The sequence below is a fragment of the Prevotella sp. 20925_1_30 genome, assembly GCF_041433025.1.
Lineage (GTDB): Bacteria > Bacteroidota > Bacteroidia > Bacteroidales > Bacteroidaceae > Prevotella > Prevotella vespertina.
This window is the reverse complement of record NZ_JAPWAR010000004.1, coordinates 15,194-36,822: the sequence shown is the minus strand read 5'-3', so window position 1 is coordinate 36,822 and position 21,629 is coordinate 15,194. Positions and strand designations below refer to the sequence as shown.

Below are 21,629 nucleotides of genomic sequence, written 5' to 3'. Positions count from 1 at the left end.
GTTTTTAACTACAGGTTATACATGTTTGCAAATATAAGTATAATATTTATTAAATGACTAACGAATAGTAACTTTTTTTTAATCAAGGTATCATTTCTATTGCTATAATTCGCTTACTCCACTATGATTTCTTATTAGAAGGAGGATTAAAAACGTGTTATTACAAGGAAGAACGCCTTTTATTTATCCTCTAAAGGCAGTGGGTCATAATGAAAATAAATATTACTTAAAAAGCAAAAGAATCTCTTTCCTTTATGAGAAGAGCCTCTCTTTAATTGAAAGAGGGCGTTTCTTTAATAGGAAGAGAGCCTCCCTTTGTATCAAAGAAAGGCTCTCCTTATGATGAGGAAAGCCTTTCTTAAATTTGAAAAAAATGTAGCTTCCCGCTTTGTAAATTAGAAGAAAATAGACATAGAAGCACCTATCATACTCTTACAATCATAAATATTTCCTCTTGAAGTAATGTTCTTTGAGAATGGTGCAGGTGCATAAGTCTTCCAATAAAGAGTCATTTCAAAGTTGGGAGAAAGTACACCGATCTGTGGGTAATAAGCCATGTATGACTTGTTCATAACCCCCTTGTTTTTCTCTTTCTCAATCGTTGTTACACCGAACTCGATACCTCCACCAATAAAGAAACGACTTCGTGTAGACAGACGAGCTACATTGAAACGAACATTCACAGGTACTCCAACAGCATAGCCCAGCACATTCCAACGCTCATCCTCACCATGTCTATTGGTTCCACCGAGGTTTGGATTCACCATAAAAACCCTGAACTTTGCACCAGCAGTCATGCTCACAACTTGTTGATAACTACCGAAACGAATCATCAAACCGCCAGAATAGAACATATCTGAGCCAATGTTATCACTAAGATTGGTCTCGAAATCGCCTTCAATACCCACTTGCAGGTTTGTACGCCACCATTGTTTACGGTCAAGAACCTTTCTTCTATGCACATAAGTAGACCTCTGCACCTTTGCGACATTTATATAGCTTGTGACTACCGTACGTGTTGCTTCATCCTTTACATAGGATAGTGCCAACTGATAGTCATAATCTACTGATGAAGACGAGAGCTGCTTTGCTAAAAGAATGGCATATAGGTTACAAGCCTTGTTATAGTAAGGACTTGAGGTTGAAAGCGCATTGAGATAATATTTCACACGGTCAATATCATTGCTCTCTGCGATTTCTTCATAATCACGTTCAGCTTGCAACTCTTTTAAATAAGTAGCAGCTTCGCCCGTAAGAGGCTCTTGCTCGTTTGCTGCCGACAAATAGGAATAAGCAGAAGAGGTGTCGCCTTGTTTATAACAACGTATACCACGAAGAATATTCAATCGTTTCTTGATCTGGTCGAGATAGTTGGTTTGTGGATACTTCTTCATAAATTCACTTAAAGCCGACTCATCTCCAGCATCTTTGATAAGCCTCCAATCTTGTTCCATCTGCTTGCGTGTTTCCTCCTCCTTTAGCTCTTTAATCTTGGTGTTTGCCGCTTGTGTGTAAGCGAAGACAGAGGTTTTACTAAGGTAACGTTGGTAAGCCTCGATGGTGTTCAATGTAGTTGCTTGCTGCCAAAGAACCAAGTCTGCAAGTTGTTCCCTTGCTTCTTGGGTATATTGGCTATTAGGGTATTTACGAATAAAAGACTCTAATTCCCACTTAGACTCGCTCTCGCACGCCTCGTCAAACTCGAGTTTTATTGCTTCTTGTTGTTGTTCGATGGCTGTCTCACACTCGGCATACATGTCACGTGCTAATTGACTGTTTAAGTTCCCACTCATCATCTTTTTCAATGCTGCCTTTGCTGCGGTATAGTTCCCGCGATTCATCATTGCACGTATTTGAGCCAATCGCTGACGCACACTAGTGCCTTTGTTAATCTGATAAGAACTTGTTGGACTTGCGTTCACAGGGCTTGCCAACAATGGAGCTGTCAGCAGAGTAGCCAATAAAAAACTTACTTTTACGTTCATAATAGTATTAAAAAGATGTATAAAAAACATTCATTTAGTTATTCATAAAGATTCCTTTGTGAGAGAATGATATAGTGTGTAAAACGCTGTTTCATAATCTCCTATAATGCTAAGAATAGTGATCTTGATTTAAAAATGACACTGTTAGGTGGCTATATCACTATTAATAAACATCAACAAAATTAAATAAAAATAACGAAGTAAGTGCTTCTTCATTAGTTAAAAAACCTTATCTGGGTTCTTCCACCTTATTATATATAAAATAGAGCAGCCTCAAGACATTTGTAAGAGAGAACTGAGACTTATTCAAGAGATAGAACAGAAGCTTTTGTTCTGATAGTATATCGCAAAAGAGAGAACTATAAAGCACAACTACAACTAGTTCTTCTTAATCATTTATAGCACTGATATTTGCATAAAAAGGAGCACAAAATTGCACAAAAAATAAGCATTTTTAAACAGCTAAAAGTTTGTTTTTAAGAATACTTTTGGCTATCTTTGCAATCGTAGAGTTGCACAAATTGGAAAACTTCTGACGCTCATTTAGAAAGAAAGTTGTCCAAAACTAACAATAAAAGTAGTAGCATTTAGCGACGAAAGAAATAAGCTATTGCACTGGTTATAAGCGATATATGCAATAAAAACCCTACTTATAAACCAGTTAAAGAGCCTAAGATACAAATTGAAAAAGTTGTCTAAAAACAAAATAACTATATAAAAGAAATGAAGAACTTCACCATCACTAAGCGCAATGGAGATAAAGTGCCTTTCTCCCTTGACAAGATAATGAACGCCATAGTTAAGGCTTTCCAAAGTGTGAACGAACCAACGGATATAGGCATTGTATCGCGTATCCTATCGGACTTAGACATTCACAACGATATAAAAGTGGAGGATATCCAGAACCAAGTAGAGTTTGCTTTGATGAAGGAAGGCTACTATAAGGTTGCAAAGAGCTTCATTGTCTATCGCCAACAGCACACAGAAGACCGTGAAACACTCGAAAAGATGAAGTTTCTCTCTGATTACTGCGAAGCAAAGAACGCTGCTACTGGATCGAAGTTCGACGCTAATGCGAATGTAGAACATAAGAACATTGCAACGTTGATAGGCGAGTTACCAAAGCAAGGATTTATCCGTTTGAATCGTCGTCTACTCGTGGAACGAATCAAAAAGATGTATGGTAAGCCACTTGCTGACGAATACATCGACCTCTTGACACACCACTTTATATATAAGAATGACGAGACGAACCTCGCAAACTATTGTGCTTCCATCACGATGTACCCATGGTTAATTGGTGGAACTACATCTATTGGTGGTAATTCTACAGCTCCAACGAATCTGAAGAGTTTCTGTGGTGGCTTTATAAATATGGTCTTCATGGTCTCTTCTATGCTTGCCGGAGCTTGCGCCACACCAGAGTTTCTGATGTACATGAACTACTTTATTCAGAAAGAATATGGTAAGGACTATTGGAAGAGAGCGGATGAAGTGGTCGACCTCAGCGTTAAACGACGTACAATAGATAAGATAATTACGGACGACTTCGAGCAGATTGTCTACTCACTAAACCAACCCACGGGAGCAAGGAACTACCAGGCTGTGTTCTGGAACATATCTTACTATGATCGTCCCTACTTCGAATCGCTCTTCGGGAACTTCTATTTTCCAGATGGATCACAGCCCGATTGGGAAAGTTTATCATGGTTGCAAAAACGCTTCATGACGTGGTTTAACGAAGAAAGACTTAAGACTGTCCTCACGTTCCCAGTAGAGACTATGGCGTTACTAGCCGAAAATGGCGATTGTAAAGACCATGAGTGGGGAGACTTTGCGGCACAGATGTATGCGCAAGGGCATAGCTTCTTTACCTATATGAGCGATAACGCTGACTCGTTGAGTTCGTGTTGTCGATTGAGAAATGAGATACAAGACAATGGTTTCTCATATACTTTGGGAGCTGGTGGAGTGTCAACTGGATCAAAGAGTGTGCTTACCATCAACTTAAACCGCTGCATCCAGTACGCTGTAAACCATGACTTGGATTATAAGGAATACCTAACTCACATCATAAAGTTGTGCCATAAGGTGCAATTAGCCTACAATGAGAATCTTAAAGAGCTCTTGCACAACCACATGTTGCCGCTTTTTGATGCTGGATATATCAACATTGATCGTCAATATCTCACTATTGGTATCAACGGACTAGTAGAGGCTGCGGAGTTCATGGGGCTTGATATCAATCCTAATGACGATTACAAGAAGTTCGTACAAGGTGTGTTAGGATTGATCGAGACGCAGAATAAGGCATTTAGAACTAAGGAGGCAATGTTTAATTGTGAGATGATTCCTGCAGAGAATGTGGGTGTTAAGCATGCTAAATGGGATAAGGAAGATGGATACTTTGTGCCACGTGACTGTTACAATAGCTATTTCTATCGTGTAGAAGACAATTCTCTCACGATTCTCGATAAGTTCAAACTGCATGGGAAGCCGTATATTGAACATCTAACAGGCGGTTCTGCACTTCACATGAACCTTGAGGAACATCTCTCCGAACCGCAGTATCGACAACTTCTACGTGTTGCGGCACAAGAAGGATGTAACTACTTCACATTTAACATACCGAATACTATCTGTAATGATTGTGGTTACATTGACAAGAGATACTTGCATGAGTGCCCTCATTGCCACTCTAAGAACGTTGACTATCTCACACGTATTATAGGATACATGAAGCGAGTTAGCAACTTCTCTGTACCTCGTCAAGAGGAAGCACACCGCCGTTATTACATTCACACAGACACATGCTCCGATACTGTAACACAGACATCGTATTCCAAGAGTACCCAGATGAAGTAACACTAGCTATCAACATCACGGGCTGCCCATGCCGTTGCCCGGGATGCCATAGTAGCTTCTTATGGGCAAATAAGGGTGAAGAATTAACAATCGACTCACTAACTACTCTTATAGAGGGGGTTGGTGAGCCGATTACATGTATAGGTTTTATGGGGGGAGATGCTGATCCCTCGGCTATAGATAATCTTGCATTGTATGTAAAGCAGCACTACCCTAACCTTAAAATAGGCTGGTATACGGGGCGTACAGCTATATCTCCAGACATACACATGGAGTATTTTGATTATATAAAGGTGGGACCTTATCTGCGTCATCTTGGCGCACTTAATTCACCAAAAACCAATCAACGTATGTTGCGTAGACACCCAGATAACAGCTTCGAAGACATTACCTCCCGTTTTTGGAACAAATAAATAAGGTGTATGGAACGAATGAGTGAGGCATACGTGTCAATTAAGTGAGGCATATGTGTCAATTAAGTGAGGCGTATGTGTCAATTAAGTGAGGCGTACGGGTCAATTAAATGAGGCATACGGAACAAATAATATAGGACTATCAAATGATAGTCCTATATCATGAAAACCTACTCTTCTTCCCCAGCATGTAGGATAATACTTGTTGCACCGATGGTAAATAGCGTTCCATCCTCTATCACTCTACGCTCACGATCACCGAGTATCACGTTGTCAACGAACGTACCCGTATATGACGGACCATCACGAAGAACATATTGTAACTGCCCTTTCTTGTCACGCTTAACAGTAATGACACAATGCGTCATATCGACACTTGGATCAACAGTCTCTATCGGACAATTAATTGGATTGCCCTTCATATAACGCCCAATAACGTTCTCTCCCATCTGTAAAGGGATCACTTGTCGAAAGTGGAAAACGTTTTCAATGACATGTAAAGAGCCATATTCGCTCTGTTGTTCATCATCAGTTGGTTGGTTATTCTCCTCTTTCTGCGTCTTACGTAACTTCGAAACGCCTATTCTAATACCAAACTCTTTACCACATTGAGGGCATTGAAAGACTAGACGTTGCCCTGATTTATACTTTGTCTCATCGAATGTGATAAAGTTATCACACTTAGGACATCTTACACGTTTCATATATAATAAGGATATAAGAGGATTTCACTTGAATAGTTAAAGACGGATTATTACTTATCAATCTCTATAATCCAAGCATTCTTAAAGAAGGTCATTCCGCTCATTGCGTTTAGTTGCTTGCGTGCCTCGTGTTGACTTGCATAATAGCCATAAAGCACCTTGAGGCTCTCAATTCCTTCATAGACACGAGCATCTTCAAGCCCTTTTTTCTGCATACGTTGTACATAAGTACGTGCATTCAGCTCGGTTACGTGACTTGCAACTACAATCGCCCAGTAGTGTGAAGGAGTATCTGTTATATCCTTAGTGGGGGTATTATCAGTTGTAGCAATAGCTCGGAGCGGTTTGAAATGTACGGATGTTTTAGAAGTATCACTAGAGTCGAAAAGATTATAAAGTACCCCACTCTTAATCTGGCGTTCGGACATTCCATTCTTCGTGGAGCTTGGGAAGGCAACTAAGAATACTGCCGTTAGGAATACAGCGGCAGCTGCAACACTACGAACAGCATGCAAACTAATACTCAAACGTTTATTTTCTTTATCCGAATTATCAATGTATATAAGCTTAGACTTACGTTCTTGTGCATCCGAAATAGCTAGGTCTGCATGATTATTATCACCTAACTCCATAATTTGTGATGCTTCAAAACTACTTAAACCATAATACATTGGAGTCAAGATACCGCTTTCATAAGGCTCGAACTCTAGTTTCCCTTCACTATTAGTAGCTAGTTTCCCAAGATCGGAAAGCTCTACAAAGCCTTCATTCTCTAGCGTGTGATAAATCTCATTGACTTCATTCTCTATCTGACGAAGAGCCTCGGGATAACTCATATCATACGCATCTACATACGACTGAGCCAACAAAGAGTCATTCATAGTGAGCTGTGCATTGAAGCCAAGGGTGCGATATGGCGGCAGAAATAAGCCGTCTTGCCCATCGTATCTAGCTGATACATGATGAGCAACAAAGCCACCTAGCCCTGGAACAATAACACAATCATTCTCCAAGAGAAGTATTTCTATATGTCGGTCGAGTTTTGTCACGTTTGCAAAATTAGCTATTTTATTCTAAAGTGGCAAGTCTCTTCAATTAAAATATACCATCATAGCGGAAAAAGTTAGTAATTCTTCTCCTTATCAATAATTATCTTTATCTTTGCGAAAGATAAGTATCTTTAATTGCTTAGAACATATAACAAAGAAAGAAATGGAATATATAAAGACTGACATTGAGGGTGTATGGGTGATTGAACCAAAGGTTTTTAACGATCAAAGAGGATATTTTTTTGAAGCATTCAAACAGGCAGAATTTGATGAACATATCGGTTATCACGTGGATTTCATACAAGATAATGAGTCTAAATCTAGCTTTGGAGTGTTAAGAGGATTGCATTACCAGAAGGGTGAGAACTCACAAGCTAAATTGGTAAGAGTCATCAAGGGGAAGGTAATTGATGTTGCTGTCGATCTCCGCAAGAGCTCTCCTACTTTCGGAAAGTATGTTTTAGTAGAGTTATCTGAGGATAATAAGCGTCAGTTCTTCATCCCTCGTGGCTTCGCACATGGCTTCCTTGTATTATCAGAAGAAGCTATCTTTACATATAAGGTGGATAATGTTTATGCCCCACAAAGCGAAGCTAGTATTCGCTGGAATGATGAGTTCGTTGATATTAAATGGCCTGTTGAAGCAAAGGATGTTCTACTTTCTGAGAAAGATGATGCTAAGTCATTAGCATGGGAAGATGCTGAGAAATTTGAATAAACGCCTCTCAATCTAGAAAACAAGAGATGAAACAAACGATAATCGCATGTGTTGTGTTTGCCTCGTTACTAATCTTCTCTGCTTGTAGAGGCCGAAGTGCTGACTATCAGAAAACGCATGAGGACAAACAAGCAAAGGAGATGTTGCAGGGCTTATGGATAAATGGTGACAGTGGAGATCCTGCTGTGTTGGTCAAAGGTGATAGTATTTTCTATCCAGACTCGGCTAGTATGCCTGTGCGATTTTGGGTTTATCAAGATACGCTCTACCTACAAGGTCAGAACGTAAATGGCTATAAGATAGATAAACAAGCACCTCATGTATTGAAGTTTATCAACCAGAATGGTGAAGAGGTAAAGCTAGTGAAGAGTACAGATAAGGCGTTATACCCTTCTTTCGGGTATCATGTTTATGCGATGAACACCTTCGATGAGCAAACACAAGATACAACGATCCGTACTGATTTAGGCTATTTTGAAAGCAAAATACATGTGCAAACAACATCAGATAAGGTAATAAAATCAACTTATAACGGCGATGGTGTAGAGGTTGATAACATGTATTTGGACAATGTTGCATCCTTGCGTCTCTTCAACCATGGTACTCCTGTCTTTGCACATGACTTCCGTAAGCAGGAGTTCCAGCCCTTAATAACAAAAGACTTCCTCAATAAGAGTATCCTTCGTAAGCTCTACTTCACACGTGCTGATGCAAAGGCTCTTTATTATGATGCCCTTATTGGAATCCCAGATGCCTCTACTACGTATGTTGTCGAACTAAGAATTACGCCAGACGGGAGGATGTCTAAGAAGTTAAGATAAGCCGTAGAACACTTAAAAGTATAGGCTTTTTTCATTCTGTTAATATCTTACGCGCATGGAGTATATTCTCTTCTGTAGGTGGTTTAACCTCTGATAATGTGTAAGGTAAGCCCAGCTGTTCCCATTTATATACGCCCAAATCATGATATGGTAGCACTTCTACACGTTCGATATTACCTAATGAATCAAGGAAATTACGAAGTTTATGTAAGGAATCATCGTCATCATTGATTCCAGGAACTAGCACATGTCTTATCCAAACAGGCTTTTTAATATCAGAAAGATAACGTGCGCAGTCTAGAATATTCTCATTCTTCCAACCTGTAAGTTGCTTATGTGCATTGCTGTCAATGTGCTTTATGTCTAGAAGTATTAAATCAGTATAGTTCATTAATTCCTCAAAAGCAGAGAAATTAGCTGTCTCCCGACTGAATGGTTGTGCTGATGTATCAAGACAAGTACTGATTCCTAACGCCTTAGCTTTGCGGAATAACTCTGTAAGTGAGCGTATTTGTAACAAGGCTTCACCACCACTAACAGTGATACCACCCTTCTCTCCCCAATAACTTCGGTATCTTAGTGCTTGTGCAAGAACCTCATCAACAGAGCGGAGGTTACCCCCCGCCCTATCCCAAGTATCTGGATTGTGACAGTACTGACACCTCATTGCACATCCTTTAAGGAATATTACAAAGCGAATACCAGGTCCGTCAACCGATCCGAACGACTCTACAGAATGTATCCGAAGCATTGTCTCGGGAGCTGATAAATGTGAGATATCTGTCTGCAAACTATCCATTTTACATTGATCCATGTGCCCGACGAGCAATAACATCCATCTGCTGTTCGCGTGTGAGGTCTATAAACTTCACTGCGTAACCACTTACACGAATGGTGAAGTTAGCATACTCTTCCTTTTCTGGATGTTCCATACAGTCAATCAGTTTGTCAACACCAAATACATTAACGTTTAAATGGTGTGCACCACGGTCGAAGTAGCCATCCATAACACCAACGAGTGTGCTGATACGTTCCTCTTCGTTGTGTCCAAGAGCATCTGGGCTGATGGTCTGAGTGTTTGAGATTCCATCGAGCGCATACTCATATGGGAGCTTAGCAGTTGAGTTCAATGATGCTAACAAGCCATTTTGCTCTGCTCCATAAGATGGATTAGCACCAGGAGCAAGTGGCGCACCTGCAGGACGACCATCAGGCATATTCCCAGTAAATTTACCATATACAACGTTCGAAGTGATGGTAAGAATACTTGTTGTAGGCTCTGAATTACGATAGGTGTGGTGCTTTCGTATCATGTTCATGAAGGTCTTTAACAACCATACAGCGATATCATCTGCACGGTCATCATCATTACCATAACGTGGGAAGTCACCCTCTGTTTTGAACTCTATAGGGAATCCTGTTTCATCACGTATGATGTTAACTTTAGCATACTTGATAGCTGAAATAGAATCTACCACATGGCTAAAACCTGCAATACCTGTTGCGAAAGTACGACGCACGTCAGTATCAATAAGTGCAAGTTCTGCCGCCTCATAGAAATATTTGTCATGCATATAATGAATCAAGTTCAGTGTATTTACATAAACACCAGCTAGCCATTCCATCATATCCATGAAGCGAGGCATGAACTCATCATAGGTTACTACGTCCCCTTCTATTGGTCGGTAAGCAGGTCCACACTGCTCTCTTGTCTTACTATCAACACCTCCGCTGATAGCATAAGTCAGACATTTAGCAAGGTTTGCACGTGCTCCAAAGAATTGCATCTCCTTTCCCGTCTGTGTCGCAGAGACGCAACAACAGATTGAATAGTCGTCTCCCCAGATTGGACGCATTACATCATCATTCTCGTATTGGATAGAGCTTGTTGATATGGATATCTTTGCGGCATAGTCTTTAAAGTGCTTTGGAAGACGCGAACTATACAATACTGTAAGGTTTGGTTCGGGCGATGGTCCCATATTCTCAAGCGTATGGAGGAAACGAAAATCATTCTTCGTAACCATGGATCGACCATCCATTCCCATTCCAGCAACCTCTAACGTTGCCCATACTGGATCGCCTGAGAAGAGTTGATTATATGATGGTATACGTGCGAATTTCACCATGCGGAACTTCATAACTAAGTGGTCGATAAGTTCCTGTGCGTCCTTTTCTGTAAGTGTACCTTCGTTGAGATCACGTTGAATATAGATGTCGAGGAAGGTTGAGATACGCCCTACTGACATGGCAGCACCATTCTGTGTCTTTATAGCAGCTAGATATCCAAAGTAAAGCCACTGTACTGCTTCATGTGCATTGGTTGCTGGCTTTGAAATATCATAACCATAGATTGCAGCCATCTCTTTCATCTCCTTCAATGCTTTCATTTGCATAGAGATTTCTTCACGTAGGCGAATAACATTCTCAGTCATCGTTCCGTCGCCACAATTTCGTAGGTCTTTTGCTTTCTCATTGATGAGGAAATCAACGCCATAAAGCGCCACACGGCGATAGTCACCAACGATACGTCCACGTCCATAAGTATCTGGAAGCCCAGTAAGGATATGGTTATGTCTGACGAGTTTCATCTCATCTGTATAAGCATCAAAGACCCCGTCATTGTGCGTCTTACAGTATTTTGTGAAGATTTCATGCAGTTTCTTCGATGGTTCATAACCATAGGTTGTACATGCTTGTTCTGCCATCTTGATACCACCATAAGGCATGAAAGCACGTTTCAGAGGCTTGTCTGTCTGCAAACCTACAATTTTCTCCATTTCCTTTGTCCCTTCACCGATATATCCGGGACCGTAAGCTGTCATACTAGATACGACCTCCGTCTCCATATCTAATACTCCTCCCTTAGCGCGTTCCTGCTTTTGAAGTTCTTTAAGCATGCCCCAGAGTTTATTAGTTGCAGCTGTTGGTTCTTCAAGGAATGAAGCATCACCATCATAACTATCGTAATTGTCTTGGATAAATTGACGCACATTGACTTCATCGAGCCACTTTGTACCAGTAAATCCTCTCCATGCTTTGTCCATAATTGGCAATTCTTTAATTATATAAAACATTTAGTGAATATGTTGGTAAATGGTTATACCAACATGACATTATTAACTTACAATGGACAAAGATAGGCAAAAAAACGTAATATCAAGTGGTTAGATCAATTTTAGTTTATAAATTGCATAAAAATCATTAATGGTAGGTATCAGATGATGAGGGGTTCTCTTAGACTATACATATTTGTTCCCTCGTTGGTAGTAAGGACTAACTAAAATGTTACCACTTGATTAATTCTTGAGCTTCTCTTCGTCTTTTCTAAACTCCTAATCAATGACAAAGAGTGGAGAACACTACTAAGAATAGTGGTTGAGCAAGTCTGTTAAATCTGTAATATGGTTTGTTTTAGAGCGTAAACGCTTTAATTTAAAAGAGAATAAAAATCTATCAAGACTTTAATAAGGTATTCTTACAATAATAGGGAAGCCTTATCAAAGCCTTGATAAGTATTAGTTTTAGCCCCAATTAGCTAAGTTTTTTATCCTCCTCCATTGCCTTTAGGCATGTAGGGCAGATACCTTTATAATATAATTGAGTATCGTCAATTCGGAAGCCTTTGCCAATCTCACCCGTATAACGAGGCATTTCCATTGCTTCAAAGTCGTATACCTTTTCGCAACGTTTGCAGAAGAAGTGAGCATGAGGCTCGGTAACTCCATCATAACAAACACGATGTTCATCGATGGTAATCATCGATGCAGCGTGATGTTCGGAAAGCATACGAAGAGTATTATAAACCGTCGTGCGACTTACTGTTGGGAGCTGCTTCTTCAACGCCAAATACACATCCTCTACTGTAGGATGGGTGTGATGAGCTTGCAAATACTTCATGATTGCAACGCGTTGGATAGATGGGCGAATGCCCAAAGCGATAAGTTTATTATAGGCAGAATCCACTTTCTTCTCTTTTATTAAATATTATTTAAGTATGAGGTAATACATCAGAAACAATCTTTCTCATCGTCTCTTAATATCCTCTTAACACGTGCGCAAAGGTAATAAAATTATCAGAACTAGCGAACAAGGATATTGGAAAAAATCTAAAATATAGTTTTATATAACACATTCTATTGCTAATATCCTTTCTAATTAACGCTTATTTCCTATAGAAACAAACTTTTCATCAAACTCTCGAAGCATAATTCTGAACCTGATTTTATGGTTAATTTGCTTGGAGATTATGCCTTATCACGTTTAAAGAATCACTGCATTACAATCCATATACTATATTTTACATGGTGACAAAAAACTCTTCTCTTCTTATTCTAGCTTACTCCATTTAAATAAGGAAGACATATTGTAGAAATCAAAAGATTGTATTCTAATTGACATCTGTCGGACATTCTTTACCTTTACAGAGACTGACTGGAGGGCTAGAATAATGCTATGTGAGGAAAGGGGAACGTTTGTTAAGTTTTAACGAAGGCGTTTCTTTGATGGCAAGAAAGGCTCTCTTTATATCAAAGAAACGCCCTTCTCAAATAGAGAAAGGCGTTTCCTTCAATTCTAGGTGTCCAACTTTTCCCACTAGAATATGTTTACCTCTGTAGGAGAGCGCACCTGATTGTGAGCAAAACAATTATTTAATTGTAAGAACAATCCCCTCGTTTGTCCTTATAATGCGTGTTACTCCCCGTCATTCAGAGCCTTAGAAGTACTCTTCCTGAATACCATTTACGTTGATGGTATCGGCTACCTTACATGGATCGAACTTAGCAGGAATAGCAAACTTAGCATCCTTTCGATACCCAAGACGCTTATCGGCATATACACTCTGCATGAAGTATGCCCATACAGGAAGCGCCATAGAAGCACCTTGTCCCATGCTGGTATTATCGAAGTGGATGTCTCTATCTTCGCCACCAACCCAACAACCGCTAACGAGGTTAGGCGTTACAGCCATAAACCAGCCATCTGCGTTGTTGTTAGTTGTACCTGTTTTACCTCCCATGTCGATGTTAATATTGTACGCAGAACGCAATCGGCTGGCGGTACCTCCTTGTACAACGGCACGTAGCATATCAATCATTTGATAAGAACTAACCTCTGATATAACTTCAGTCATTAGTGGTTGGAACTTCGCAATAACGTTACCATGGCTGTCTTCTATCTTTGTTACGAAGAGAGGAGCACAACGAATACCGCCATTGGCAAAGGTTGTGTAGGCACTAGTCATCTCACCAACAGATGCCTCACTAGGACCTAGACAGAGTACAGGACTGGCATATTTATCAATGTCAGGGTTATTCAATCCGAAGTCATGAAGTATGTTTACGAATTGAGAAGGACCTAAGAGATTGATGAGATAAGCAGATATCCAGTTGTTAGACTGCTGTAAACCCCATCTCAAAGGAACCTCTTGTCCATAACGTGCATGCGACCCGTTACGAGGTGTCCATCCTCCATACGTGCGTTGAACGTTAGGTGCCAACGAACAAGGAGTCATGCCATTCTGCATTGCAAGGGCGTAGAGGAATGGCTTGATAGTCGAACCGACCTGGCGTCGACCACCCATGACAACATCGTATTTAAAGTGTTGGTAATCAATACCACCCACGTATGTTTTCACCGCACCAGTGTGTGGATCCATACTCATGAAGGCTGAACGCAAGAATGACTTGTAGTATCTTACAGAGTCAATAGGCGTCATCACCGTATCAACATCACCATGATAAGTGAAGATGGTCATCTCATGTGGTGTACGGAAACTACGCTTTATTTCTTCAGGAGTAGCGCCTTGTTCCTTCATTTTGCGGTAACGCATGCTAAGGCGACAAGACCTATTAATAATCTCTTTGATAGTCTTTCGAGAGATATTAGATGAGAATGGCGCATTCTTCTTGTACCTACTTGCAGCATTGAATTGTGCTTGTAAGTAGCCACCCACGTGTTTACGGATAGCTTCTTCGGCATAGGTTTGCATGCGAGTGTCAATCGTTGTATAGATACGTAACCCATCCGTGTTAACGTTATAAGGCTCGCCATTGCGCTTGAGATTCTTGTTACACCATCCATAAAGAGGGTCTTGCTCCCATGCAATAGAGTCGAGAACAAACTGACGATTCTGCCATGTTTGATAGTTCTTACGCTCTGGTTTATTCGCCATCATATACTGTCTGAGGAATGCCTGGAAGTAGTCTGCAGCTCCATCAACAGGTTTTGCCTTAGTAAAATGGATACCTAATGGACGTTGAGAAAGCTCTTCGTATTCATCTTTTGTTACATAACCAGACTTCACCATCTGCATGAGTACGACGTTACGACGCTGTCGGCAACGTTCAGGATAACGAAGAGGATTAAACATGGAAGGGTTCTTGCACAAACCAACTAACAAAGCCGCCTCAGTGACATTGAGGTTACGAGGTTCCTTATTAAAGTACACGTTGGCTGCACGTTTTATACCAACAGCATTGTGCAAGAAGTCGAAGTAATTGAAATACATTGCTAGAATCTCCTCCTTCGTGAAGTGACGTTCTAGCTTAACAGCGATGATCCACTCGATAGGCTTTTGTAGCAAGCGTTCCATCGTACTATGTGCTTTCTCTGAAAAAAGCTGTTTGGCTAACTGTTGAGTGATAGTAGATCCACCTCCAGCACTAGCCTGTCTCATCACGCCGCGCTTAATGATTGCACGTCCTAAAGCGATGAAGTCAATACCAGAATGCTCATAGAAGCGTTCGTCTTCAGTGGCAACAAGCGCATGAACAAGGTGTGGAGATAGTCCATTATAATCAATCGCAATGCGATTATTATTATCTTGGTTCCATGTTCCTATTAGCTTTTGATCGGAAGAGTAAACCTGTGAAGCAAACTTATCAATAGGGTTTGATAACTCGTCCATATCGGGCATATAGCCTATCCAACCATTCCATACAGAGATGAAGAATAGGCTTGTAAAACCTAAAATAGCTAACAATGTCCCCCAGAGGAAATGTACAAAGTGTCTTCTCATATACCGTGAAAATATTGTGCAAAGGTAATGTAAATCAATGGATAAGCAAAATAATTAAAACTTTTTTTATCGTCTGTGTGTATTTCTATTCAAGCCCTTTGAAAGAAAAGAAAATAATCATTACCTTTACAAACAGAAATCAATCAAATCATCACAAGATAGAGATGGGAAGACAGAACTTTGTGAATATCGAAGGATTGGATCGCCAACAACTGCTGTATCTTATTGATATGGCGAAAGAATTTGAGGCTCATCCTAATCGTGAATTACTTAAAGGTAAGGTTGTTGCAACACTTTTTTATGAACCTTCAACACGTACCCGACTTAGTTTTGAAACAGCTGCCAATCGCCTTGGAGCGCGTGTTATCGGCTTTACCGATGCGAAGGTTTCGAGTGTCAGTAAGGGTGAAACGCTGAAAGATACCATCCTCATGGTTTCTAATTATGCGGATGCTATCGTTATGCGACATTATATTGAAGGAGCTGCACAATATGCCTCTGAAGTGGCACCTGTGCCTATTATTAATGCAGGAGATGGTGCGCACCAACATCCCTCACAATGTTTATTGGACTTATACACCATCTATCAGACACAGGGAACGCTTGAGAACCTCAATATCTACCTTGTTGGAGACTTGAAATATGGGCGTACTGTACATTCACTTATTATGGCAATGCGCCATTTCAACCCTACTTTCCACTTCATTGCACCAAAGGAATTAGCTATGCCTGAGGAGTATAAACTCTATTGCAAAGAGCATGGTATCCGCTTTGAAGAGCATGAAGAGTTTACTCCTGATGTAATAGCTCATGCTGACATATTATATATGACGCGTGTACAAAAGGAGCGTTTTTCTGACTTGATGGAGTATGAACGGGTGAAGAATGTTTATATTCTCCGTCGGGATATGCTCTCTCAAGCACGTCCAAATATGAAGATTTTGCACCCTCTCCCACGTGTGAATGAGATTGCATACGATGTTGATGATAGTGAACATGCGTATTATATTCAGCAAGCACGCAATGGTCTTTTTGCTCGAGAAGCTATCTTTTGCCATTGTCTAGGTATATCGTTAGAAGAGGTGAAAGCCGATAAGACGATATTAGAATAAACTTTTATAGAGATAAAAACCAATCTGTAAGTCTATGAATAAAGTTGGTAGAATAATGGTAATGGCACTGATAGTTGGGTTTTTCACAACTCTTGTCAGTTGCAGTAAAAATGAGCTTGATGGCAATTGGGAACCTATGAAGTGGGAGGCTGACTATCCTGGTAATCCAAAGAGTATTGTTGTTCCAGCTGAAGGAGGTACCTATACATTGAGATGTAAGAACTATCAAAAGCCATGGTTAAGTAATGTTTCAACAGAGCATACAGTTATTTATGCAGGATTAGAGTCTCAGAACTTCCATCATATAGAGCATGACTGGTACAATATTATGGTAGAAGGGAATGTATATCGTATCATTATTAAACCCAATACAAGTGGGAAAGTTCGTAAACTTCTCATACATGTAACTGCAGGAGACATTTTTGATGGTATTGAAGTTACGCAAGCAAAATAAGAAGGAACCTATTATGTCAAAGAAAGAACGTTTGGTTGCCGCTATTGAGAACGGCACAGTTATTGATCATATACCATCTGAGAAGACTTTTCAGGTGGTCAATTTGTTACAGCTCCAGAAGCTCTCTACACCTGTTACCATCGGTTATAACTTCTCATCGAAGATGGTAGGCACTAAGGGAATCATCAAAGTTAGTGATAAATTCTTCACTGATGACGAGATCTCCCGTTTGTCGGTTGTAGCACCGAACGTGGTGTTGAACATCATTAAGGACTATGAAGTGGTAGAGAAGAAGAAGGTGGAAACACCAGATGAGCTTCGGAGCATTGTAAGATGCAACAACCCTAAATGTATCACAAATAACGAACCAATGGACACCATCTTCCATGTTGTTGATAAAGCAAGAGGTATTCTTAAATGCCATTATTGTGATAAAGAACAAGATATGGATAAGGTAGAACTGGTTTAAGAACATATCCCTTATCAGGTAAAACATTATCTATAAGGATGTATAAAACTGATATTTACTTGAGATAAAAGGTGAATATCAGTTTTTTTTCGTACTTTTGCAACATAGTGAAGTTGATATATTAATAAGGTAGGTAATTCTTGTTTAATGACTTGTAAATACCTTTTTTATGTATGTATGTCGACTATTTCACGAGTAAGAATCACTCATTTCTTTTAAAGGGAATGGTTTAAAGAGATGCAATAAAGTCCTAATGGATAATAAGAAAGCAACGTTAGAGTTAGGTACGAAACCTGTTGGCAAGTTATTGATACAATACGCCTTGCCAGCAATGGTTGCTATGACAGCAGCTTCTCTCTATAATATCATTGATCGAGTTTTTATAGGTCAAGTGGTAGGTCCGATGGCTATCTCGGGGCTTGCCATTACATTCCCTTTTATGAACCTTGCGACAGCTTTCGGTGCAGGTGTTGGAATAGGTGCATCCACAGCTATTAGTGTGAAGCTTGGTCAAAGAGACTATGCTGCAGCCGAGAATATCTTAGGGAACACAGTGACGTTGAACCTAATTATTGGTGTTACCTTTAGTGTTCTTTGTCTTATCTTCCTAGATCCTATCCTTCGATTCTTTGGTGCTAGCAATGCAACAATTCCTTATGCACGTAGTTTCATGCAGGTTATTTTGGCAGGAAATGTTATCTCACACATGTACTTCGGGATGAATGCTGTATTGCGTGCAGCCTCTAAGCCACGTCATGCAATGGCCGCAACCATCTTCACAGTACTAATGAATGTCCTGTTAGATATCATCTTTATATGGTGGTGGCATTGGGGTATTAGGGGTGCAGCATTAGCCACTATCATCTCTCAAGCATTAGCACTCTGTTGGCAAATGAAACTATTCTCCAATCAAAAGGAACTGTTACATCTGAAGAAGGGAATCTATAGATTGAAGCGAAACTTAGTGAATAATATCATTTCAATAGGTATCTCTCCTTTCTTAATGAATGTATGTGCTTGTGTTGTGGTCATATTCATCAACAACCAATTGGTTCGATATGGAGGTGACATTGCTGTGGGTGCTTATGGTATTGCTAATAGTATTGCCATGATTTTCGTGATGTTTGTTATAGGTTTAAACCAGGGTATGCAACCTATTGCGGGGTATAACTATGGTTCGCAACAAACCGACCGACTCATGCGTGTTGTGAAGTATGCTGCCTTTGCAGCGACAGCTATTATGGTAATAGGATGGCTTATTGCACACTTGGCTCCCTACTATTGTGCACGTATGTTTACTAACGATGCAGAATTAATAAAACAGGCAATTAAAGCCATACAAATCAATATGATGATGTATCCATTCATAGGATATCAGATGGTAGTGACCAACTTCTTCCAGTGTATAGGTAAGGTGAAGATTAGTATCTTCTTGTCTCTTTCACGCCAGTTGTTGTTCCTTCTCCCTCTACTTGTAGCCCTTCCTCACTTCTTCGGATTGAATGGTGTGTGGGCAGCATTGCCTTCGAGTGACTTTACAGCATCCTTCATTGCTGCCATTATCATGCTTATTTTTGTACGTAGAATTAAACGACAAGCTAGTTAAGTGTGATGTATTGGTTCGTAAATAACTATCTATAATATGGGAAAAAAGCTAATCATAAACGTCGGTAGACAGATAGGAAGTGGTGGTCGAATTATAGCTAAACTACTGTCAGAGGAGTTCGATTGTAAGTTTTATGATCGTGAGATACTTAACCTTGCAGCCAAAGAAAGTGGCTTTTCAGAGAAGTTCTTTGAACAGAATGATGAGCAGAAAGGTTTCTTGAAGACGCATTTCAATATTCGTTTCCCACTATTAGCTGATAGTGACTTCTATAAGAGTAACTTCTCGCAAGAGAGCCTTTACCAGTTTCAGAGTGATGCTATCCGTGAGGTTGCTAAGCAGAATGATCGTTGCGTTTTTGTAGGTAGAACGGCAGATTACATACTTCGTGATAATCCAAACTGCGTGAATGTATTCATCACATCATCTATGCAGACTCGCATAGCTAATGTCCGTGAGCGTCGTGGATGTACGGAGGATGAAGCCCGCAAACTCATTGAGAATGGTGAAAGTGAGCGTGCTAAGTATTACAACTATTACACTGCTAAGACATGGGGACATGCCGAAAGCTATGATCTTTGTATAGATGCAAGCATCTTAGGATTGGAAGAAACGAAAGACGTAATAGCCGATTTTATAAGGAAAAGGGCGTGAAACGGATAGGTATAATCTCAGATACTCATGGCTACTGGGACGATAAGTACGAGTATTATCTAGGCGAGTGTGATGAGATATGGCATGCTGGTGACATTGGATCTATGGAGGTTGCAGACAAGTTCGAAGCAATGAAACCTATCTTCCGAGCCGTCTGTGGCAATATTGATGACTATGAGATGCGAGCACGTTATCGCGACATTCTCCGCTTTAAATGTGAGGATATTGATGTCTTACTAAAGCATATTGGCGGTTATCCTGGTCGATATGATCGTTCGGTGCAGAGCATGCTTTATGCATCACCACCCAATCTCTTTGTTGATGGACACTCACATATTTTAAAGATACAATTCGATAAGACGCTTAACATGTTACATATCAATCCAGGTGCAGCTGGTATGCGTGGATGGCATAAAGAGCGTACATTAGTTCGACTAACAATCGATGGGGATAGATTTACCGATTGTGAAGTTATAACATTAAGTGATAATAAATTAAAGTATAACAAATAATAGTTTTGAATATGAAGACCTATCTTGTAACTGGTGCAGCAGGCTTTATTGGTGCAAATTACATCAAGTATCTGCTTCATAAGAAGTATGTTAATGAGGATATCAAGGTGATAATTCTCGATGCACTAACTTATGCAGGAAACCTTGGAACAATCAAAGATGACATTGATGACAAGCGTTGTATTTTTGTGAAAGGAGATATTCGTGACCGCGAATTAGTTGATCATCTCTTTGCAGAGAATGATATTGATTACCTTGTGAACTTTGCTGCAGAGAGTCATGTAGACCGCTCTATTGAAGATCCACAGTTATTCCTTTCTGTTAATATTCTTGGTACACAGAACCTCATGGACGCAGCTCGTCGAGCATGGGTGACTGGTAAGGACGAGCAGGGTTACCCTACTTGGAAGACAGGAAAACGTTATCACCAAGTATCAACCGATGAGGTTTATGGATCGCTCGGAGCCGAAGGATATTTCACAGAGGAAACTCCTCTTTGCCCTCATAGTCCCTATTCTGCTAGTAAGACAAGTGCTGATCACTTTGTAATGGCGTATCGTGACACTTACCACATGCCTGTAAGTATCACGCGTTGTTCTAACAATTATGGTCCTTATCACTTCCCTGAAAAGCTTATCCCATTAATTATCAACAATATACTTGAGGGCAAGAAACTCCCTGTTTATGGTGAGGGACTGAATGTAAGAGACTGGCTTTATGTTGAAGATCATTGTAAAGCAATAGATATGGTGGTACGTGAAGGACGTGAGGGAGAAGTCTATAACGTTGGTGGACACAATGAGATGAAGAATATCGACATTGTGAAACTTACTATCAAGACCATTCATGACATGATGGCTGAGGATAAGAACCTACGTACTATACTAAAGAAACAAGTAAAGGATGCCAATGGTGACATTGATATCAGTTGGATTAATAATGATTTGATAACACATGTTCCAGATCGTCTCGGGCATGATGCACGTTATGCCATAGATCCAACAAAGATAAAGGAAGAGCTTGGCTGGTATCCAGAAACTATGTTCGCTGATGGTATTGTGAAGACTATTCGTTGGAACTTAGAACACCAGAACTGGATACAAGAGGTTACTTCTGGTGATTACCAGAAGTATTATGACATGATGTACACTAAGAAAGGAAGGTAATGGAGTGCGATTTTGCACTCCCCTTTACACCTTTATTATATATAAGGACATCCTATTTTATAATTAACAATCCCCTAAAC

18 protein-coding genes are annotated in these 21,629 nt (G+C 40.1%); 11 read left to right on the top strand and 7 right to left on the bottom strand.

What is annotated here, in order from left to right; genetic code table 11:
* Positions 1-395: 395 nt before the first annotated feature.
* Positions 396-1,985, bottom strand: a complete 1,590-nt coding sequence (locus O3603_RS02835; protein WP_371520373.1) for a tetratricopeptide repeat protein — start codon at positions 1,983-1,985, stop codon at positions 396-398.
* 723 nt (positions 1,986-2,708) lie between these two features.
* On the opposite strand from O3603_RS02835, the gene nrdD reads away from it, so the two are divergent.
* Both nrdD and nrdG read left to right on the top strand, forming a co-directional pair.
* Positions 2,709-4,850, top strand: a complete 2,142-nt coding sequence (nrdD, locus tag O3603_RS02830) for an anaerobic ribonucleoside-triphosphate reductase (protein ID WP_288952222.1) — start codon at positions 2,709-2,711, stop codon at positions 4,848-4,850.
* Positions 4,796-5,263: an anaerobic ribonucleoside-triphosphate reductase activating protein gene (gene nrdG / locus O3603_RS02825; RefSeq protein ID WP_371520370.1), complete on the top strand. Its 468-nt coding sequence runs from the start codon at positions 4,796-4,798 to the stop codon at positions 5,261-5,263. The genes nrdD and nrdG overlap by 55 nt, the downstream gene beginning before the upstream one ends.
* 170 nt (positions 5,264-5,433) lie before the next feature.
* Here the strand turns inward: nrdG and O3603_RS02820 are convergent, their stop codons facing one another.
* Positions 5,434-5,967 (bottom strand): FHA domain-containing protein, encoded by a 534-nt coding sequence (locus O3603_RS02820; protein WP_287315080.1) that lies wholly within the window; start codon positions 5,965-5,967, stop codon positions 5,434-5,436.
* A 50-nt stretch (positions 5,968-6,017) separates the two neighbouring features.
* The gene (locus O3603_RS02815; protein WP_371520367.1) at positions 6,018-7,016 is read right to left on the bottom strand and encodes an SPOR domain-containing protein; all 999 of its coding nucleotides are present in this window, start codon (positions 7,014-7,016) and stop codon (positions 6,018-6,020) included.
* A gap of 163 nt (positions 7,017-7,179) precedes the next feature.
* On the opposite strand from O3603_RS02815, the gene rfbC reads away from it, so the two are divergent.
* The gene (gene rfbC / locus O3603_RS02810; protein WP_288952228.1) at positions 7,180-7,734 is read left to right on the top strand and encodes a dTDP-4-dehydrorhamnose 3,5-epimerase; all 555 of its coding nucleotides are present in this window, start codon (positions 7,180-7,182) and stop codon (positions 7,732-7,734) included.
* 26 nt (positions 7,735-7,760) lie between these two features.
* Entirely contained in the window at positions 7,761-8,555 is a 795-nt protein-coding gene (locus tag O3603_RS02805) for a DUF4738 domain-containing protein (RefSeq protein ID WP_311453121.1), read from the top strand.
* 31 nt (positions 8,556-8,586) lie between these two features.
* On the opposite strand, the gene pflA is transcribed toward O3603_RS02805, so the two are convergent.
* The 4 genes from pflA to O3603_RS02785 form a co-directional block, all read right to left on the bottom strand.
* Positions 8,587-9,369, bottom strand: coding sequence for a pyruvate formate-lyase-activating protein (gene pflA, locus O3603_RS02800; protein ID WP_371520363.1), 783 nt, complete (start codon positions 9,367-9,369; stop codon positions 8,587-8,589).
* Positions 9,356-11,602, bottom strand: coding sequence for a formate C-acetyltransferase (gene pflB / locus O3603_RS02795; RefSeq protein ID WP_371520361.1), 2,247 nt, complete (start codon positions 11,600-11,602; stop codon positions 9,356-9,358). The genes pflA and pflB overlap by 14 nt, the downstream gene beginning before the upstream one ends.
* 487 nt (positions 11,603-12,089) lie before the next feature.
* Entirely contained in the window at positions 12,090-12,521 is a 432-nt protein-coding gene (locus O3603_RS02790) for a Fur family transcriptional regulator (RefSeq protein WP_009435926.1), read from the bottom strand.
* Between the two features lie 751 nt (positions 12,522-13,272).
* Positions 13,273-15,576, bottom strand: coding sequence for a transglycosylase domain-containing protein (locus O3603_RS02785; RefSeq protein WP_009435898.1), 2,304 nt, complete (start codon positions 15,574-15,576; stop codon positions 13,273-13,275).
* Between the two features lie 164 nt (positions 15,577-15,740).
* Here O3603_RS02785 and pyrB point away from each other — a divergent pair, with 164 nt between their 5' ends.
* From pyrB to rfbB, 7 genes are all read left to right on the top strand, one after another.
* Positions 15,741-16,688 carry an aspartate carbamoyltransferase gene (gene pyrB, locus O3603_RS02780; protein WP_009435814.1) on the top strand — a complete coding sequence of 316 codons (948 nt, stop codon included), beginning with the start codon at positions 15,741-15,743 and terminating at the stop codon, positions 16,686-16,688.
* A gap of 34 nt (positions 16,689-16,722) precedes the next feature.
* Positions 16,723-17,142 (top strand): hypothetical protein, encoded by a 420-nt coding sequence (locus tag O3603_RS02775; protein WP_311453117.1) that lies wholly within the window; start codon positions 16,723-16,725, stop codon positions 17,140-17,142.
* A gap of 13 nt (positions 17,143-17,155) precedes the next feature.
* Positions 17,156-17,611 carry an aspartate carbamoyltransferase regulatory subunit gene (gene pyrI / locus O3603_RS02770; protein WP_009435959.1) on the top strand — a complete coding sequence of 152 codons (456 nt, stop codon included), beginning with the start codon at positions 17,156-17,158 and terminating at the stop codon, positions 17,609-17,611.
* Positions 17,612-17,864: 253 nt separating this feature from the next.
* A complete protein-coding gene (locus O3603_RS02765) occupies positions 17,865-19,217 on the top strand; it encodes an MATE family efflux transporter (RefSeq protein WP_371520357.1) in 1,353 nt (450 codons plus the stop codon).
* Between the two features lie 36 nt (positions 19,218-19,253).
* Positions 19,254-19,871 carry an AAA family ATPase gene (locus O3603_RS02760; RefSeq protein ID WP_371520354.1) on the top strand — a complete coding sequence of 206 codons (618 nt, stop codon included), beginning with the start codon at positions 19,254-19,256 and terminating at the stop codon, positions 19,869-19,871.
* Positions 19,868-20,383 carry a metallophosphoesterase gene (locus O3603_RS02755; RefSeq protein WP_009435866.1) on the top strand — a complete coding sequence of 172 codons (516 nt, stop codon included), beginning with the start codon at positions 19,868-19,870 and terminating at the stop codon, positions 20,381-20,383. The genes O3603_RS02760 and O3603_RS02755 overlap by 4 nt, the downstream gene beginning before the upstream one ends.
* Positions 20,384-20,394: 11 nt before the next feature.
* Positions 20,395-21,549: a dTDP-glucose 4,6-dehydratase gene (gene rfbB / locus O3603_RS02750; RefSeq protein ID WP_371520351.1), complete on the top strand. Its 1,155-nt coding sequence runs from the start codon at positions 20,395-20,397 to the stop codon at positions 21,547-21,549.
* The last annotated feature ends 80 nt before the right edge of the window (positions 21,550-21,629 follow it).

What these genes read in the sequence shown, in the direction of transcription:
- O3603_RS02835 (WP_371520373.1), bottom strand. Translation starts at nt 1,985, where the DNA reads ATGAACGTAAAAGTAAGTTTTTTATTGGCTACTCTGCTGACAGCTCCA.
- nrdD (WP_288952222.1), top strand. Translation starts at nt 2,709, where the DNA reads ATGAAGAACTTCACCATCACTAAGCGCAATGGAGATAAAGTGCCTTTC.
- nrdG (WP_371520370.1), top strand. Translation starts at nt 4,796, where the DNA reads ATGCTCCGATACTGTAACACAGACATCGTATTCCAAGAGTACCCAGAT.
- O3603_RS02820 (WP_287315080.1), bottom strand. Translation starts at nt 5,967, where the DNA reads ATGAAACGTGTAAGATGTCCTAAGTGTGATAACTTTATCACATTCGAT.
- rfbC (WP_288952228.1), top strand. Translation starts at nt 7,180, where the DNA reads ATGGAATATATAAAGACTGACATTGAGGGTGTATGGGTGATTGAACCA.
- O3603_RS02805 (WP_311453121.1), top strand. Translation starts at nt 7,761, where the DNA reads ATGAAACAAACGATAATCGCATGTGTTGTGTTTGCCTCGTTACTAATC.
- pflA (WP_371520363.1), bottom strand. Translation starts at nt 9,369, where the DNA reads ATGGATCAATGTAAAATGGATAGTTTGCAGACAGATATCTCACATTTA.
- pflB (WP_371520361.1), bottom strand. Translation starts at nt 11,602, where the DNA reads ATGGACAAAGCATGGAGAGGATTTACTGGTACAAAGTGGCTCGATGAA.
- O3603_RS02785 (WP_009435898.1), bottom strand. Translation starts at nt 15,576, where the DNA reads ATGAGAAGACACTTTGTACATTTCCTCTGGGGGACATTGTTAGCTATT.
- pyrB (WP_009435814.1), top strand. Translation starts at nt 15,741, where the DNA reads ATGGGAAGACAGAACTTTGTGAATATCGAAGGATTGGATCGCCAACAA.
- O3603_RS02775 (WP_311453117.1), top strand. Translation starts at nt 16,723, where the DNA reads ATGAATAAAGTTGGTAGAATAATGGTAATGGCACTGATAGTTGGGTTT.
- pyrI (WP_009435959.1), top strand. Translation starts at nt 17,156, where the DNA reads ATGTCAAAGAAAGAACGTTTGGTTGCCGCTATTGAGAACGGCACAGTT.
- O3603_RS02765 (WP_371520357.1), top strand. Translation starts at nt 17,865, where the DNA reads ATGGATAATAAGAAAGCAACGTTAGAGTTAGGTACGAAACCTGTTGGC.
- O3603_RS02760 (WP_371520354.1), top strand. Translation starts at nt 19,254, where the DNA reads ATGGGAAAAAAGCTAATCATAAACGTCGGTAGACAGATAGGAAGTGGT.
- rfbB (WP_371520351.1), top strand. Translation starts at nt 20,395, where the DNA reads ATGAAGACCTATCTTGTAACTGGTGCAGCAGGCTTTATTGGTGCAAAT.